The following is a 14,820-nucleotide window of genomic DNA, read 5'->3' as shown; positions in this document are numbered from 1 at the left end:
GGCACAGCGGCTCTTGCCCGATGTTCCGCATCCGCTTAGCGTCCCGGCGCCGCCACGGCCGACACCAGTAAATTTGTGGATTGAGTATGGACAAAGGACTAATTCTAATCGTCGAAGACGACCCCGATATTATTCAGATCCTGGACGCCTATCTCGTTCGCGAAGGATACAGAACCGTCAGAGCCAGCGACGGAGAAACGGCGCTGACCCATTTCTCCATGTTGAGACCTGATCTGGTTCTCCTCGACATTCGCCTGCCGAAATTCGACGGCATCGAGGTTTTGAACCGCATCCGGCGGGAACGGGAGACGCCTGTCATCATGGTCACATCTCTCGCCGAGGACATGGACAAGCTGACGGGCCTTCGCCTCGGCGCTGACGACTACATCGTCAAACCTTTCAATCCGCATGAATTGATCGCGCGGGTGAATGCCGTGCTGAAACGCACGCGGCAACCGGGCTCTGGCGGGGTTTTACGCTTCGGGCCCATTGAGGTGGACACCGAAGCCTATGTCGCAGCCGTCTGCAACGACGGTCAGCGGGCCGTTCTGCCGCTCACGCTTAGCGAGTTCAGGATCCTCGCCCATATGGCGCGTCGTCCCACCCACGCCTTTCAGCGTGCCGATATTCTTGACGCCTGCCTGCCGGAAAGCGATGCGCTGGCGCGCACCATCGACACACACATCGCCAATCTGCGCAAAAAACTGACGGACCATGGCGCCTGCGGTTATCTCGTCTCGGTGCGCAGCATCGGTTATCGGCTGGCAGGGGAGCAAAAACCATGAAGCCTTGGCGGCTCCGCCTGCGGACGATGACGGCGATCACGATCACTACAATGCTCATCTTTGCGGTTGCGTTGGTCTATTTCGGCGTTTCCTGGTATGCCGACAATATTCAGGAGCGCATGATCGCCCAGCTATCGCCGGATGCCTCCAGGGCCTTCTCGGATATAGACCGGGGTGTGATGCCGGACCAGCGTCAGCTTGAGGCCCTTGTCAGGGTTTTGCCGGGCCTCGAGGACGAGGCCGATAACGAGCTTATCAAATCCGTGTTCATTTTCGGATTGCTCGGTGTCTTTCTCTGCAGCTTGCTTGGTTACTTCATCTCTCGGCGCATTGCGGCACCTCTCGGCGAACTTGCCGATGCAGCGCGGCGCATGGCGACCGGCAACTTCAGCGGAGGAGCAGAGATCAAGGGGAGCCACATCGCAGAGGTCGCATTTCTCGTCGACAGTTTCGAGAGCTTGGTCCGGGAACTTCAGATGATGGAGCACCGGTTGAAGTTCAACACGATGGCGGTAGCCCATGAACTGCGCACCCCGCTCACGATCCTGCAGGGCCGTTTGCACGGCATTGCCGATGATCTCTTTCCCCTCGACAAGGAAGCCATTCGCCACCTCATCGTCCATGTGGAGGGGCTGGCACGGCTCGTGGATGATTTGCGCACGCTTTCTCTGGCCGAAACCAACAGCCTCGTCAAAGACACCGAGCCACTTGATCTTGCCGCCGAATGCGCGGCCGTGGCGGAGGCGGCACGGCCGCTCATGAACGAAGCAGGCATTGATCTCGATATGTCGCTGGAGGCAGCATCAGTTTGCGGCGACCGTCAACGCCTTCGGCAGCTGCTGCTGATCCTGATGGACAATGTGCGCCGCTACGCGGCGAGCGGCGGATTTATGCGTTGCTCGACCGGGCTTCAGGACGGGCGCGCCTTCGTCTCGATCGAGGATAAGGGGCCGGGCTTCCCCGCCGGCGTCGAGGCGCACGGCATCGAACTCTTCTGGCGCATGGAACCGTCACGCGCGCGTAAGACCGGCGGGACAGGTCTCGGCCTGTCCATTGCCCGCGCAATCGCACAGGCGCATGACAGCGATCTGCAGATAAAGGCGCGCCCGGACGGCGGAACGATCGTGACCGTCATTTTCCGGGAGGCATCCTGAACTCCACCCTAGTCATGGGCAGGCTTTCGCGCCGGCCCGAAGATCATGAAGCTGATGGCGGCGAGTAGCCATACACTGATGCCGGCATAGAGCATGACCAGGCCGAACCCATCCGCAAGCGCCCGGTGGACAAGCTCTTCCGAAACGCCCTGCGCCGAGGCGCCAGCAGTTCCCGCGGCGATCTTTTCCGCCAGCGACTGCACATGAGACACATCGGGCGCGATCGGCAGGTTCGCCCGAAGCGACGCCCCCACGCCCTCGACCAGAATAAAGCCCATGATCGGAATGTTGATGGCAAGCGAGATCATGCGTGCGCTCATGTCGATGCCCGAAGCCATGCCCGAACGGGCGGGCGAAACCGCGCCCGTGGTCGTGTTGGTAACGGGGGTATTGGTAAGTCCGAGCCCCATTCCGGCGAGGATGCAGCCGGGCAGCATTGTAACCCAGTTCGCCTCTTCGATACCGCTTCCCAGCTTCATCAGCATGAAGCCGAGGCCGATGGTGAACAGTCCTGCCGGAATGACGAGGCGGGGTTGGTAGCGCAGCGACAGGCGTTCAGCCAGAGGCGGGACCACCAAGGCTGGCAACGTATAGGCAAGCAGGCCAAGCCCGGCGGTGACGCTGTCATAACCGAGGCCAGCCTGAAACCAGATCGGCAGATAGATCATGAACGGCCAGAAGCTGATATTCATCGCCGCTGAACCGATGATCGCCCCGGAAAAAGGCCGGATGCGGAACACTGAGAAGTCGAACATCGGTCTTGAACTAAGCTTTTCGGCAATCAGGAAGGCAATGAAGCTCGCAGCCGAGGCGCCAAGGATCAGAAGCGCCGCCGGGCTCGCAAAACCAAGCTCGGGTCCCTGTGTGATGAAAAAGGCAAGGCAAAAAACCGACAGCGAAAGTGTGGCCATGCCGGCTATATCCAGACGTGCCGCCTCCGGGTCACGCGATTCTCTCACACCGCCCGAAGCAAGCAGCCAGGTCACGATGGCGAGCGCTACGTGAACGAGGAAAACCCATTCCCAGCTCCACAGCGCAACAATGGCACCACCGATGATCGGGCCGAAACCGAGCCCAACGCCCGAGATGATGCCCCACCAGCCGAAGGCCATGCCGCGCTCCCGCGCCGTACGGAACTGGTGCGACAGAATGGCGATCTGGCACACCAGCATCGCTCCTCCGCTCAAGCCCTGAAAGAAGCGCGCGCCGATCAGCACCGGAACATTCTGCGTCATTCCGCAGGCAAGGGAAGACAGGGCAAAGGCAGCAATACTGGCAATAAAGACACGTTTACGGCCGAAGCGGTCGGCCAGCGCACCGGTTGCCATCAGCACCATGGTCACGCCGATGGTATAGGCATTCATGATCCACTGGAGTTGCCGGAAATCCGCGTGCAGTACCTGTTCCAGTGTCGGCAGGATCGCCGGAACGCTGGAGATTTCCAGTCCGAACATAAGAGCGGAGAGACAAACGGCAGCGAGCGCCATGGCGCTTCTGCTGCCCGTTTGTTCGGTAATAGCAAGGGTCATTCTTCAGCCTTTCTTGGCTCGGCTCGCAACTGTGAAACCGATCTACGGAGGCGACAGGCTAGACAAAGCTTGACCATAACTGAATTGGATGATTGGCTATTTCAGAGACAACAAATTGGAATAGCCGACATGAGCACGCTGGATGTGGAAGCCGTCGAAGCCTTCGTTACGATCGCCGATATGCAGAGCTTCACCCGCGCGGCCGAAGCGCTCGGCACCACCCAGGGCGCGATCAGCGTCAAGCTCAAGCGATTGGAAGACAGGCTAGGCCAGCGGCTGCTCGAACGCACACCGCGTTCGGTACGGCTATCCGCGCAGGGTGCAGTGTTTTTGGCGCCCGCCCGCGAATTTCTCGCCGCACACGATCGCGCATTGGCAGGCCTTTCCTCACCGCGCCGTCGTTTTGGCCTCGGCATTGCCGCCCACGTGGCAGGACCGGAGGTGCCAACCCTTCTGGCCCGCCTCAACGACCATGATCCGGGCCTGACGATTGAAGTTCGGATGGACCATTCGCGCTCCCTGCTCGACGCGTTCGACCGTGGGGAAATCGATGCGGCCATCATCAGACGCGAGGACGACCGGCGCGACGGCGAGGTTCTCGGACCGGAGCATTTCGGCTGGTATGCAACCCCGCAATTCGAACATCGTCAGGGTGAACCGTTGCGGCTTGCGGCACTGTCTCCCGCCTGTGGCGTGCGTGATATAGCCACCCGCGCCCTGGACGGGGCTGGCATAGCCTGGACGGAGGTCTTCCTCGGCGGCACATCGTCCATGGTAACCGCGGCCGTTTCGGCGGGACTTGCGATTTCCGCCTTCTCCTCCCGTCTTGCCCCACCCGACACCGTGGAGGTGAGCCAGCGTTTTGGGCTGCCTTCCCTGCCTTCCACCGAAATCATCATGTTCTCGACCCTGACGGACAGCAGATCGCGTGAGGCGTTGCGAACGCTCGCTGCCGCTTTTCGCGAGCATCGGCCGACCTAAGTGCCGTGGCGTCACAGATGGCCCGACCGCCTGTCGACATTTACCGGTGGAAAATCTAGCATCGCGCCAAACTGGAAGGACCGACCATCTCTCGATCCAGCCGCCACAGTGGAGTATTCATGTCCCTGCCCCAAAAAATCGGTTTTATCGGAACAGGCGCCATCACCGACGCGATGGTACGCGGCCTGCTTGCGACACCCGCCGCCGTACCACATGTCATGGTGTCCCAGCGCAGCGCGGATGTTTCGGCTGAACTGGCTGCCGATTTTTCGCAGGTGATCGTCTCAAGCGACAATCAGGCGATCGTCGATGGCTGCGATACCGTCATGCTGGCAATCCGTCCCCAGATCGCCGAGGAGGTCATCCGGCCGCTACGGTTCAGGGACGAACAGAAAGTCATCAGCGTCGTGGCTGCGACCAGCCGGGAAGCCCTTCTCGACTGGATCGATGCGGATGTACATTTCACCCAGGCGATCCCGTTGCCCTTCGTCGCCCGCCGCAAAGGCGTCACCGCCATTTATCCCGCCGATAGGGACACGGCAGCAATCTTCAACGTGCTCGGTAATGCGGTGGAATGCGAGACCAAGGCCGAATACGACCTTCTGGCCGCCGGAAGCGCTCTGATGGCTACTTATTTCGGCATCATGCAGACGGCAACGGAATGGTTGGCCGAAAACGGACTGCCGGAAGAAAAGGCGCGCGCCTATCTTGCACCCCTCTTTGGCGGCCTCTCCGAGGTGGCGGTGTTGGCCGGAAGCAAGGCGGATTTTAACGAGATCAGCCGTGAATTCGCCACCAAAGGCGGCCTCAACGAACAGGTGCTCAAAGACTTCGATGGCAAAGGCGGTTCAAAGGCCTTGAAAGATGCATTGAGCCGCGTGCTCGAGCGGATTGCGCGATAGCAGCCGGTGCAACGGTAGGAGCAAAAAGGGGCCTTTCGGCCCCTTGTGTTTATGCCTTGCCCGGACGGTTGATCGTCAGGAAGTGGCGCACGACAGGCTTTTCCAGCCCGGAATGATAAGCCAGCACCTTGCCCTGCAAATCTGCATCGGCATTGGAAACCCGCTTGTGCTGGCGAAGATGTTCCGCCCAGGATTCCACCATGAACCATTCGACGATCTTCTGCGGGTCGGCGGAGTCTTCCGTGACACCCCAGCCATAGGCGCCATCGCGGCGACGTTCCTGGGAAAGCTCGTCGAGTGCATGCAGGAAAGCGGAGCGATGATGCTTTTCGACGTTATATTCGATCAGGATCAGAACCGGGCCGCGATCATGGGCCACCGGCTCGGCAACGAGCGGTTCCGGCCAATGGTTGGATGGCACCATATCCGCATCACCCGCAGGCAGTTTCAGGCGGTGCATGACAAGGCCCGCAACCAGCAGTCCCGCAGCACCGATCAGCAATGCACCCGGCACACCTGTGGCTTCACCAACAGCACCCCAGCCAAGGCTGCCGGCCGTCATCGCGCCGTTGAAGACGGTGAGATAGACAGCAAGGCCACGGCCACGCACCCAGTTTGGCAGAACTGCCTGGGCGGCCCCGTTCAGCGTCGTCAGAGCGGTGATCCATGCGCCCCCGAGGAACAGCAGGACGATGATGGCAAGCCACTTCGGCGGTGCGAGTGAAAGCGCGGCCATGACGAGTGCGGTAATGACGGCAGCACCGAGAAGCAGGGCATCTGCATCGAAACGTTCGCGCAGCTTCGGCATGACCAGCGCGCCGCCGATGGCGCCAGCGCCGACAGCACCGAGCAGAATACCGTAGAAGCTGGCGTCTCCGCCGAGCAATTGCCGGGCAACCAGGGGCAGCAGCGCCCAGACGGCGCTGGCGAAAGCGAAGAAGATCGCGGCCCGCAGCAGCACGACATGAAGCGGCTTGCTGGCACGGGTGTAACGAAGGCCCGCCCGGAAAGCGCCGAGGAAACCTTCGGCCAGCGCATCGTCAGCGTTCTTTACCCGCGGCCACCACAAAAGGGCGGCGATGACGACGAAGTAACTGGCGACATCGGCGCCATAGGTAAATGCCGCGCCGAAGGCCGCAAGCAGGATGCCGCCAGCAGCCGGACCGATGGAACGGGCGATATTGATGCCGAGCGAGTTCAGAGCCACGGCGCTCTTGATATCCTCGCGCTTCACCAGCTCCGGCACGATGGCCTGCCAGGTCGGTCCCATCAGCGCCGCACCGATACCGCCGAGGAAGGTGAGACCGATCAGGGCGCTGACGGACAAAAGGCCGGTGTGCGCAAGAACCATGAGGGTGACGCTGACAGAGGCCAGCAACAGCTGAACCGCGATCAGGAACTTGCGGCGGTCGAGAATATCGGTCAGCACGCCGGCCGGGATCGCCAGAAGAAAGATCGGCAGGGTTCCAGCGGCCTGCACCATGGCGACAGCCGCCGGAGAGGCCGAAAGATCGGTCATCAACCATGAACTCGCGACATCACGCATGAAGCTGCCGGTATTGCCCAGCACCGTCGCGGCCCAGAGGACGGCGAAGACCGGTTGTGCAAGCGGAGCAAAACTGCTTGCGGAGGATTTTGCGGCGCTCATTTGCCCGTTCCTTTCGTGAGATCGATTGCAGCGACGACGACAAATGCGCCAGCGAGACCTAGATGTTCAAAGAAGGCATTGGTGGCCATCATGCGGTCCATGCCCGGCGCCATTTCCCAGAAGCGGAGAGCGATGAAGGTGGCGACAAGAGTGAAGCCCGCCAGTGCCAGAGCTCCGGCCCAGCGCAGGAAGCCCGACACGACCAGAGCGGAGGCGGTGAGTTCGAACAGGATGACGACGACGGCGAATGCGACCGCCGGCTGAAGGCCAAAATGGTTCATCTCGGCAATCGCCCCTGGAAAGTCGAAAATCTTCGTCAGCGGTCCCTGAATATAGGCCGAGCAAAGCGCCAGAAGCGCAAGGGTTTTTGTGGCGGGTGCGGCAACGATATCCGCAAGGAAGACCCGAAGGCGAAGGGTTGAAGACGGCTCAGTCATAATGTGCTCCTACTGGCCGTTCGGTTCGAGCGGCGCTGGCGTTCATCTGATGGAGCGATATTGGCGCAAAGGATTACCGCCAACAATTGCATCAATAGTTTCGATATAATTGCGTAATTTGTAATATTCTTTTATCGGCTATTGGTCGTATCCCACGGGCGGCACATGCGCCGCCCGTGGGTGAGTTTCTTTGCCGATGAGGCTTATACCGCCCAGCAGGAGCAGCCCAAGACACCGAAGAAACCTTTGAGATCGGCAATCGGCAGCTTCGATGTCCAGGCACCGGCATGGTCGTGACCATGCACACCGCAATCGCTGGCGCAGCCGCAGGTGGAGATGGCCGTGCGGCGCAGCGAGCGGGCGCCGGCGCCATCCGGTTCACCCCAGGCGGCGTAGCCGCCGAACTTGCGCACTGGCGACCAGTCTGGCATGGCCGGCGGAATATTGCTCTCGTCCAGTGCCTTGAAGTCACCGGCGCCATAGACGACCTTGCCACCCACCATCGTCAGTTCCGAGGTAAGGAAGGAGATTTCATCCTCCGCACAGGAGAAGAAGTCCTTGTCCGGCACCACGAGATCGGCGAACTGGCCTTTCTCGATGCGGCCCTTCTTGCCTTCTTCATTCGAGAACCAGGTAACTTTTTCCGTCCACATGCGCAGCGCCGTTTCGCGGTCGAGGCAATTGGCGCGCGGGTAAAGCTGCATGCCGCCAACGGTCTTGCCGGTCACCATCCAGAAGAGCGACACCCACGGATTATAGGAGGCGACGCGCGTTGCGTCCGTTCCGGCCGAAACGTTCACACCCTTATCGAGCATGCGCCGGATCGGTGGTGTGGCTTCGGCCACGCCCTGGCCATAACGCTCGACGAAATATTCGCCCTGATAGGCCATGCGGTGCTGGGTGGCGATGCCACCGCCAAGCGCGGCGATACGGTCGATGGAGCGGTCAGAAATGGTTTCTGCGTGGTCGAAGAACCAGTTAAGCCCTTCGAGCGGGATATCACGATTGACCTTTTCGAAGACATCCAGCGCCCGCGAAATGGTCTCGTCATAGGTGGCATGCAGACGCCAGGGCCAGCGGTTTTCCGCGAGGATCCGGACAACATCTTCAAGTTCGCCTTCCATCTCCGGCGGCATATCGGGCCGCGGCTGACGGAAATCCTCGAAATCGGCCGCGGAAAAGACCAGCATTTCACCCGCACCATTGTGCCGGAAATAATCGTTGCCCTGCTTGTATTTGACCGATTGCGTCCAGTTGAGGAAGTCTTCCTTTTCCTGTTTCGGCTTCTGCGTGAAGAGGTTGTAGGCCAGCCGAACGGTCATCTGGTTCTCATCCGACAGCTTCTGGATCACCTCGTAATCATCCGGATAATTCTGGAAGCCGCCGCCGGCATCGATGACGCCGGTTACACCCAGCCGGTTCAGCTCGCGCATGAAATGGCGGGTGGAATTGACCTGATAGTCGAGCGGCAGTTTCGGCCCCTTGGCAAGCGTCGAATAGAGAATGCCGGCATTCGGCTTGGCGAGCAGCAGGCCGGTGGGATTGCCGTTGGCATCACGGGTGATTTCGCCACCGGGCGGGTTGGGCGTGTCCTTGGTATAACCGACGGCACGCAGCGCCGCGCCGTTCAGCAGCGCCCTGTCGTAAAGATGCAGAAGGAAGACCGGCGTATCCGGCGCGACCGCATTGATCTCCTCGATGGTCGGCAAACGCTTTTCGACGAATTGGTGCTCTGTGAAACCACCGACGACGCGCACCCATTGCGGGGCTGGCGTTATCGCGACCTGGCGTTTGAGCATGTCCATGGCATCGGCAAGCGAGCGCACGCCGTCCCAGCGCAGTTCCATATTGAAGTTCAGGCCCCCACGCACGACGTGGGTGTGGTTGTCGATCAGGCCCGGCAGAACCCGCTTGCCCCTGAGGTCGATGATCTTCGTTTCCGGCCCGGCAAGGGCCATGACCTCGGTATCGCTTCCCACCTCCAGAAACAGACCATCCTTGATGGCGACTGCCGTTGCATTCGGATTGCCACGATCAAGTGTCGTGACGCGGCCATTGTGAAGGATGGTATCTGGATGCATGGACGAAGCTCCGCTCTTGATGGGATCAGCGGCCTTAGCCGGTGAAAACAGATTCGGAAAGGCGAGACTGGATGCCGCGCCGAGGAAAGTGCGTCGTGTCGGCATCAGCTTCTCTCCCTCTCGATGGGTGCGGTGCCCTTGGCGATATCTACCGTTTCGACACCACCCTTGGGCATATGACCGAACATGTGCGGCTTGATCTGGTTGAACCACGAAACGGCGGCCGGTTCCCTGTCGATGATCGTTCTTGCGAAAGGGATGATCTGTTCTCCGACCAGGATGCCCAGCAGACCGACCAAGGCAATGACGGGCGGCGCGGGCGAACGCACATTGAGCAGGCTGTAAACGATGCCGACGAGCAGGCCGGCGCCAAGCGACAGAAGATAGACTTTCATGGAAACCTCCTTTGGATGGATGAAGCCGCGCCGGCCGGGATATTTATCCCGCCGGCGCGCCAGGGTTGAAAGCTTATTTCGCGGGGTTGGGGCCGATGCGCTTGCCGTGCTTGACGCGCTCTGCGCCGCCATGAACATGCGTGACCGCATAATCGATGCCCATGCCGTAAGCGCCTGAATGTTCCTTCACCAGCGAGGTGACGGCGTCATAGGTTTCCTTGCGGGCCCAGTCGCGCTGCCATTCCAGCAGCACCTGCTGCCAGGTGACGGGGATGACGCCCGCCTGCACCATGCGGTCCATGGCATATTTATGTGCGTCGACAGAGGTGCCGCCAGATGCATCCGCCACCATGTAGATTTCGTAATCGGCGACATCATGCAGCGCCGAAAGAGCGAAGGTGGTGTTGCACACTTCCGTCCAGAGGCCGGAAACAACGATCTTCTTGCGACCGTTGGCGGCATTCTTCGCCAGGGCATCGCGGACATTCTGGTCATCCCAGGAATTCATCGAGGTACGCTCGAGAATGTCGTTTTCCGGGAATACTGCCAGCAGTTCCGGGAAGGTGTTGCCGGAGAAGCTTTCCGTTTCAACCGTGGTGATTGTCGTCGGAATGTTGAAGATCTTTGCCGCCTTGGCGAGGCCGACGACATTGTTCTTCAGGGTCTGGCGATCGATCGACTGCACACCGAAAGCCATCTGCGGCTGCTGGTCGATGAAGATGATCTGGCTGTTGGCGGGAGTAAGGACTTCAAGCTTCGACATGGTGGTTCTCCGTTCAGGTGGTGATTGCCGATCGACGGCGGTGAAATTGACAAGGCTTCGCCGGTCAGCTGCCCGGCAGGGGCAGCCGCCTTGAAAGCGTGGATATGATTTCTTCAGTGGATGCGGATCAACGACCCGCTTTATGCCGCAAGGGGAGCGAGGTTCGCCTCGATCTGATTGCGGAAAGGCTCATAACGGCTTGGCAGCTTGAGCGCTTCGCCCAGATGCGCGGTATCCTCGTCGCGATCGAAACCGGGTTCGTTGGTGGCGATTTCGAACAGGATGCCGCCCGGCGTGCGGAAATAGATCGCCCAAAAGTAATCGCGGTCGATGACAGGGGTGACCTGATAGCCGGTGTCCATCAGCGCCTTGCGCACGTCCAGCTGCTTTTGACGGTTTTCAACCGCGAAAGCGATGTGATGAACCGAACCGGCTCCCGGACGGGCAAAGGGCGTCGTTGGCAGTGTGGCGAGATCAATCGTATCGGCGCCGTTGCCGCCGGGAATGACGAAGCGGGTTACATCGCCTTCTACATCGGCGCGCTCATATCCCATGAAGCGAAGCAGTTCCTCGGTCGCGGCCGTATCATTCAGATTGAAGCGCGCACCGGTGAAGCCGCGTATGGCGTTGTCTTCGGAGATGCCCTCGGCAAGCCATGGAGCGCGAGCATCGTTATCCGTTTCGATCAGCGCGAGTCCATCGCCATCCGGACCGGTAAAACGCAGGCGCTGTGCACCGAAGACCGTATCGGCCTGAAGGCCGGCGGCACCTTTCGTAATGAGACGATCTTTCCAGAAGCCGAGCGAACCCTTGGGGACGGAAAACTGTGTCTCGCCTACTTCGCCGACGCCCGGACGGCCGGCCATCATGTTGGCGAAGGGAAAATACGTCATGACCGTGCCAGGCGTTCCCTTTTCGTCACCGTAATAAAGGTGATAGACGCTTGGCTCGTCGAAGTTGACGGTCTTCTTTACCCGGCGCAGGCCGAGCGTATCGGTGAAGAAGCTGTTGTTCTGCCGCGCATCCGACGCCATCGAGGTAACGTGGTGCAGGCCCTTGATATCCTTGATCATCGTCGGCGCCTTTCGCTGTTGGTGTGCCCGTTTCGATGGAGAAAGATGTAACCCGCTTGATTGTATCGCGGAATTGCAATATTTTTCTCGAATGAATTGCGATTTTTGAAATAATAGAGATGAACGATCACAAAGCTCTCAAAACCTTCCTGATGGCGGCCGAAAAGCGCAACTTCGCGCAGGTGGCCCGTGAACTCGGTATGACGGCAGCGGCCGTCACCCGTGCGATTGCAGCACTTGAAGATGATCTCGGCGTGCAATTATTCGTCCGGACCACCCGTCAGGTATCGCTCACGACGGACGGTGCCGTCTTCGCCGCACAGATTCAGCCGGCGGTCGAGGCTTTGGAGAACGCCCGGCGCGATGTTCGCAACGCCCACAAGGCCGACGAGGGACGCCTGAGGATCAGCGCGCCGACATGGCTCGGCAAAACGGTGCTGCCGCCGATCCTGTCGGGCTTCCGGGAACTCTATCCGAAAATGTGCTTCGAGATTTCGTTATCGGACGGCCTGGTCAATATCGTGGATGATGACTACGATCTGGCGATCCGTATCTCGTCCGCCCCATCGGACAAATTCACCATATGGCGCAAGATCAGGGCTGTGCCGCGCATATTGGTGGCGGCTCCGGGCAGCCGGTTCGCGCAGATGAAACACCCCGCTGAACTGACGCCTGACGATTGCCTTGCCTACAGCGGCGAGAGCCGTCGGGAGAATTGGGTTCTGTCAGATGGCGGGTCAAGTATCACGATAACGGCAGGTCGTGCGTTCAGCGCCAATAGTGGCGAGGTTCTGGCCGATATGGCTGCGGATGGCGCAGGGGTCGCCTTGCTGCCGGGCTTCAACATCGCACAGCATATCCACAGCGGCCGCCTCGTCCATGTCCTGCCCGGCTGGTCGCCGCCGGAACTCTGGCTGACGCTCTATTATCCGCCCTATCAGGCCCTGCCGCCCCGCATCGCAACTTTCTCGAAATTTTTCGAAGAACAGTTACCAGCCTACATGGTGGCGCTGGAGTAGAACTGCCCGGATCTGCGCATTTTAATGACGGCGCGGGAGCGGCGCGCTCCCTCGCGTGATCGAGCGCGCGCCTTCTGTTATGCGCCATCCTGCCCAACAATATTGGACCGGGAAGTCACCGGACAACACACCAGTAAAATTCCGCTTGATTAAATACCGACTAGTCTGTATTTAATCAAGCAAGGGAGATTTGATGTGGCAAGGAAACAGAACCCATTGACCAGGCCGGGCCTGCTGGAGGCGGCATTTACCGTCATCCGGACGAAAGGTTACGCCGCGACGACAGTTGACGATGTCTGCGCCAAGGCCGAGCTGTCCAAAGGTGCATTCTTTCACCATTTCTCCAGCAAGGAGGAAATGGCGGTCGCGGCTGCCCAGCACTGGTCGGAGGTAACCGGTGCCGTGTTCGAAACCGCGTCGTATCACGATGCCGCTGATCCACTGGAGCGACTGCTGAACTATGTCGCCTTCCGCAAGCAGTTGATACAGGGCGAATTGCCGGATTTTACCTGCTTTGTCGGCACCATGGCGCAGGAGGTTTACGAGACCAGCGAGGCGATCCGGCAAGCGTGCTGGAATAGCATTTCAGGCCACGCCGAAACACTTGTCAGCGATATCGAAGCAGCCCTGAATCAATACAGGATAACAGAGACATTTACGGCGGAAAGTCTTGCCCTGCACATTCAAGCCGTCATCCAGGGCGCCTTCATTCTGGCAAAAGCGAGCGGGAATCCGCAGCAAGCCGTCGAAAGCCTCGACCATCTTCACCGCTATATCCGGCTGCTGTTCAGCCCGACAATGATCGACCACGTTGAATGACAACGCATCAACAGGAGGAAACCATGCCAAGCGTCATTCGTCTACATCGCGTCTTCGCAACGAAACCCGAAAAGCTCTATCGCGCTTTCATCGAACCGGATGCGATTTCAAGCTGGCTCCCGCCATTCGGGTTCACCTGTACCGTTCATGAACTGAATGCGAAGGTCGGCGGCAATCACCGCATGTCTTTCCGAAATTTCACGACGGGCGACAGTCATTCCTTTGGCGGGACCTATGTTGAACTCGTACCCGGAGAGCGCCTTGTCTACACGGACCGCTTCGACGATCCCAACCTGCCTGGCGAAATGAAAGTCACGGTGAACATAAAGGCAGTGGCATCCGGCACCGAAGTGAATATCGAACAGGAGGGCGTGCCGGATATCATTCCGGCTGATGCGTGTTATCTCGGCTGGCAGGAGTCACTGCGCAAGCTTGCCAAGCTCGTGGAACCCGAAATCACGCAATAGCGCGCGACAATGTTCCAAATTGCGAGCGCATGATCTGCCTGCGCAGGGCTTACATGAACTACCAGCTCCCGGAGGCTCCGGATCTGTCATCGCACGGATATCCGGGCCTCCTTCCTTTCCCCGCTGCTTGGGCAGGGTCTTGCAGCCCGTCCAGAACTAGAACGACCGTACAAAAGGCGGAAGTCCCGACACAGACATGTTAGCAGGCCTCTGGCCGGTCAGTCTTCGATAGGAAAGGCGAATCCGGCCTTCACGCGGTCCATGACGACCATTGTCTTGAACCCTTTAATGTCGTGGTTTTCATAAAAGAAGCGGCGGGTGAAGGCCTCGTAGTCCTCCATGTCCTTTGCCGTGATTACCAGAATGAAATCGGCATCACCGGTAACATAATAGCCGATCATGACTTCGCGCGTCGCACGGATCGCCGCCTTGAAGCGATCGACGATGTCCGCGCGCTCCCGTTCCAGCGACACGAGGACGATCATGGTGATGCCCCGTCCCACGGCTTTGGGCGAGACGATCGCCACATCCGCCTCGATCACTCCCTCCTCCCGTAATCGCTTGAGCCGCCTCTGGCAGGCCGTCGGCGAGAGATTGACGATCCGCGCCAGCTCCTCCGACGTCAGACGGTTGTTCTTTTGCACGGCGTCAAGCAGCGCCCTGTCGGCTCGATCAATATTGGTCATGCAGAATTCCTGCGTACTCGGGTAAAATTAGCATTATTTCTGTGTCAAGTAGGAAATAAATGCCGGAGATCGATCATGCAG

The 14,820-nt window shown here is 59.5% G+C and carries 15 protein-coding genes; 7 read left to right on the top strand and 8 right to left on the bottom strand.

Translation table 11 applies throughout. The annotated features are described in order from the left end of the window. Positions 1-86 precede the first annotated feature (86 nt). Both QE453_RS05290 and QE453_RS05285 read left to right on the top strand, forming a co-directional pair. Positions 87-785 carry a response regulator gene (locus QE453_RS05290; RefSeq protein WP_004437520.1) on the top strand — a complete coding sequence of 233 codons (699 nt, stop codon included), beginning with the start codon at positions 87-89 and terminating at the stop codon, positions 783-785. Further along, the gene (locus QE453_RS05285; RefSeq protein ID WP_108081742.1) at positions 782-1,939 is read left to right on the top strand and encodes an ATP-binding protein; all 1,158 of its coding nucleotides are present in this window, start codon (positions 782-784) and stop codon (positions 1,937-1,939) included. Before QE453_RS05290 ends, QE453_RS05285 begins: the two co-directional genes overlap by 4 nt. An 8-nt stretch (positions 1,940-1,947) precedes the next feature. Here the strand turns inward: QE453_RS05285 and QE453_RS05280 are convergent, their stop codons facing one another. Beyond that, positions 1,948-3,468, bottom strand: a complete 1,521-nt coding sequence (locus QE453_RS05280) for an MFS transporter (protein ID WP_279873047.1) — start codon at positions 3,466-3,468, stop codon at positions 1,948-1,950. Between the two features lie 129 nt (positions 3,469-3,597). On the opposite strand from QE453_RS05280, the gene QE453_RS05275 reads away from it, so the two are divergent. Both QE453_RS05275 and QE453_RS05270 read left to right on the top strand, forming a co-directional pair. Further along, positions 3,598-4,449, top strand: a complete 852-nt coding sequence (locus QE453_RS05275) for a LysR family transcriptional regulator (protein ID WP_244455895.1) — start codon at positions 3,598-3,600, stop codon at positions 4,447-4,449. A 119-nt stretch (positions 4,450-4,568) separates the two neighbouring features. Next, the gene (locus QE453_RS05270; RefSeq protein ID WP_112637360.1) at positions 4,569-5,351 is read left to right on the top strand and encodes a pyrroline-5-carboxylate reductase; all 783 of its coding nucleotides are present in this window, start codon (positions 4,569-4,571) and stop codon (positions 5,349-5,351) included. Between the two features lie 49 nt (positions 5,352-5,400). Here the strand turns inward: QE453_RS05270 and QE453_RS05265 are convergent, their stop codons facing one another. From QE453_RS05265 to QE453_RS05240, 6 genes are all read right to left on the bottom strand, one after another. Beyond that, positions 5,401-6,999: an MFS transporter gene (locus tag QE453_RS05265; RefSeq protein WP_006700134.1), complete on the bottom strand. Its 1,599-nt coding sequence runs from the start codon at positions 6,997-6,999 to the stop codon at positions 5,401-5,403. Beyond that, complete coding sequence (locus tag QE453_RS05260; protein WP_108081745.1) at positions 6,996-7,436, bottom strand: DoxX family protein; 441 nt, start codon at positions 7,434-7,436, stop codon at positions 6,996-6,998. The genes QE453_RS05265 and QE453_RS05260 overlap by 4 nt, the downstream gene beginning before the upstream one ends. A 203-nt stretch (positions 7,437-7,639) precedes the next feature. Further along, on the bottom strand, positions 7,640-9,622 hold the full coding sequence (locus QE453_RS05255; protein WP_108081746.1) for an amidohydrolase: 1,983 nt from the start codon (positions 9,620-9,622) through the stop codon (positions 7,640-7,642). Further along, the gene (locus QE453_RS05250; RefSeq protein WP_108081747.1) at positions 9,622-9,912 is read right to left on the bottom strand and encodes a XapX domain-containing protein; all 291 of its coding nucleotides are present in this window, start codon (positions 9,910-9,912) and stop codon (positions 9,622-9,624) included. Before QE453_RS05250 ends, QE453_RS05255 begins: the two co-directional genes overlap by 1 nt. Positions 9,913-9,985: 73 nt before the next feature. Beyond that, positions 9,986-10,675: a hydrolase gene (locus tag QE453_RS05245; RefSeq protein WP_004437494.1), complete on the bottom strand. Its 690-nt coding sequence runs from the start codon at positions 10,673-10,675 to the stop codon at positions 9,986-9,988. A gap of 140 nt (positions 10,676-10,815) precedes the next feature. Next, a complete protein-coding gene (locus QE453_RS05240) occupies positions 10,816-11,748 on the bottom strand; it encodes a ring-cleaving dioxygenase (protein WP_072495008.1) in 933 nt (310 codons plus the stop codon). A 119-nt stretch (positions 11,749-11,867) separates the two neighbouring features. On the opposite strand from QE453_RS05240, the gene QE453_RS05235 reads away from it, so the two are divergent. The 3 genes from QE453_RS05235 (at position 11,868) to QE453_RS05225 (ending at position 14,053) form a co-directional block, all read left to right on the top strand. Then, the gene (locus QE453_RS05235; protein WP_004437488.1) at positions 11,868-12,767 is read left to right on the top strand and encodes a LysR family transcriptional regulator; all 900 of its coding nucleotides are present in this window, start codon (positions 11,868-11,870) and stop codon (positions 12,765-12,767) included. A 195-nt stretch (positions 12,768-12,962) separates the two neighbouring features. Further along, a complete protein-coding gene (locus tag QE453_RS05230) occupies positions 12,963-13,586 on the top strand; it encodes a TetR/AcrR family transcriptional regulator (protein ID WP_108081748.1) in 624 nt (207 codons plus the stop codon). A 23-nt stretch (positions 13,587-13,609) separates the two neighbouring features. Then, positions 13,610-14,053: an SRPBCC family protein gene (locus QE453_RS05225; protein ID WP_279873053.1), complete on the top strand. Its 444-nt coding sequence runs from the start codon at positions 13,610-13,612 to the stop codon at positions 14,051-14,053. A gap of 218 nt (positions 14,054-14,271) precedes the next feature. On the opposite strand, the gene QE453_RS05220 is transcribed toward QE453_RS05225, so the two are convergent. Further along, the gene (locus tag QE453_RS05220; protein ID WP_108081749.1) at positions 14,272-14,739 is read right to left on the bottom strand and encodes an Lrp/AsnC family transcriptional regulator; all 468 of its coding nucleotides are present in this window, start codon (positions 14,737-14,739) and stop codon (positions 14,272-14,274) included. Between the last annotated feature and the right edge of the window lie 81 nt (positions 14,740-14,820).

The sequence above is a fragment of the Agrobacterium sp. SORGH_AS_0440 genome (assembly GCF_031453135.1).
In the GTDB taxonomy this organism is placed as follows: Bacteria; Pseudomonadota; Alphaproteobacteria; order Rhizobiales; family Rhizobiaceae; genus Agrobacterium; species Agrobacterium pusense.
This window is presented reverse-complemented; position numbering and strand designations above follow the sequence as displayed.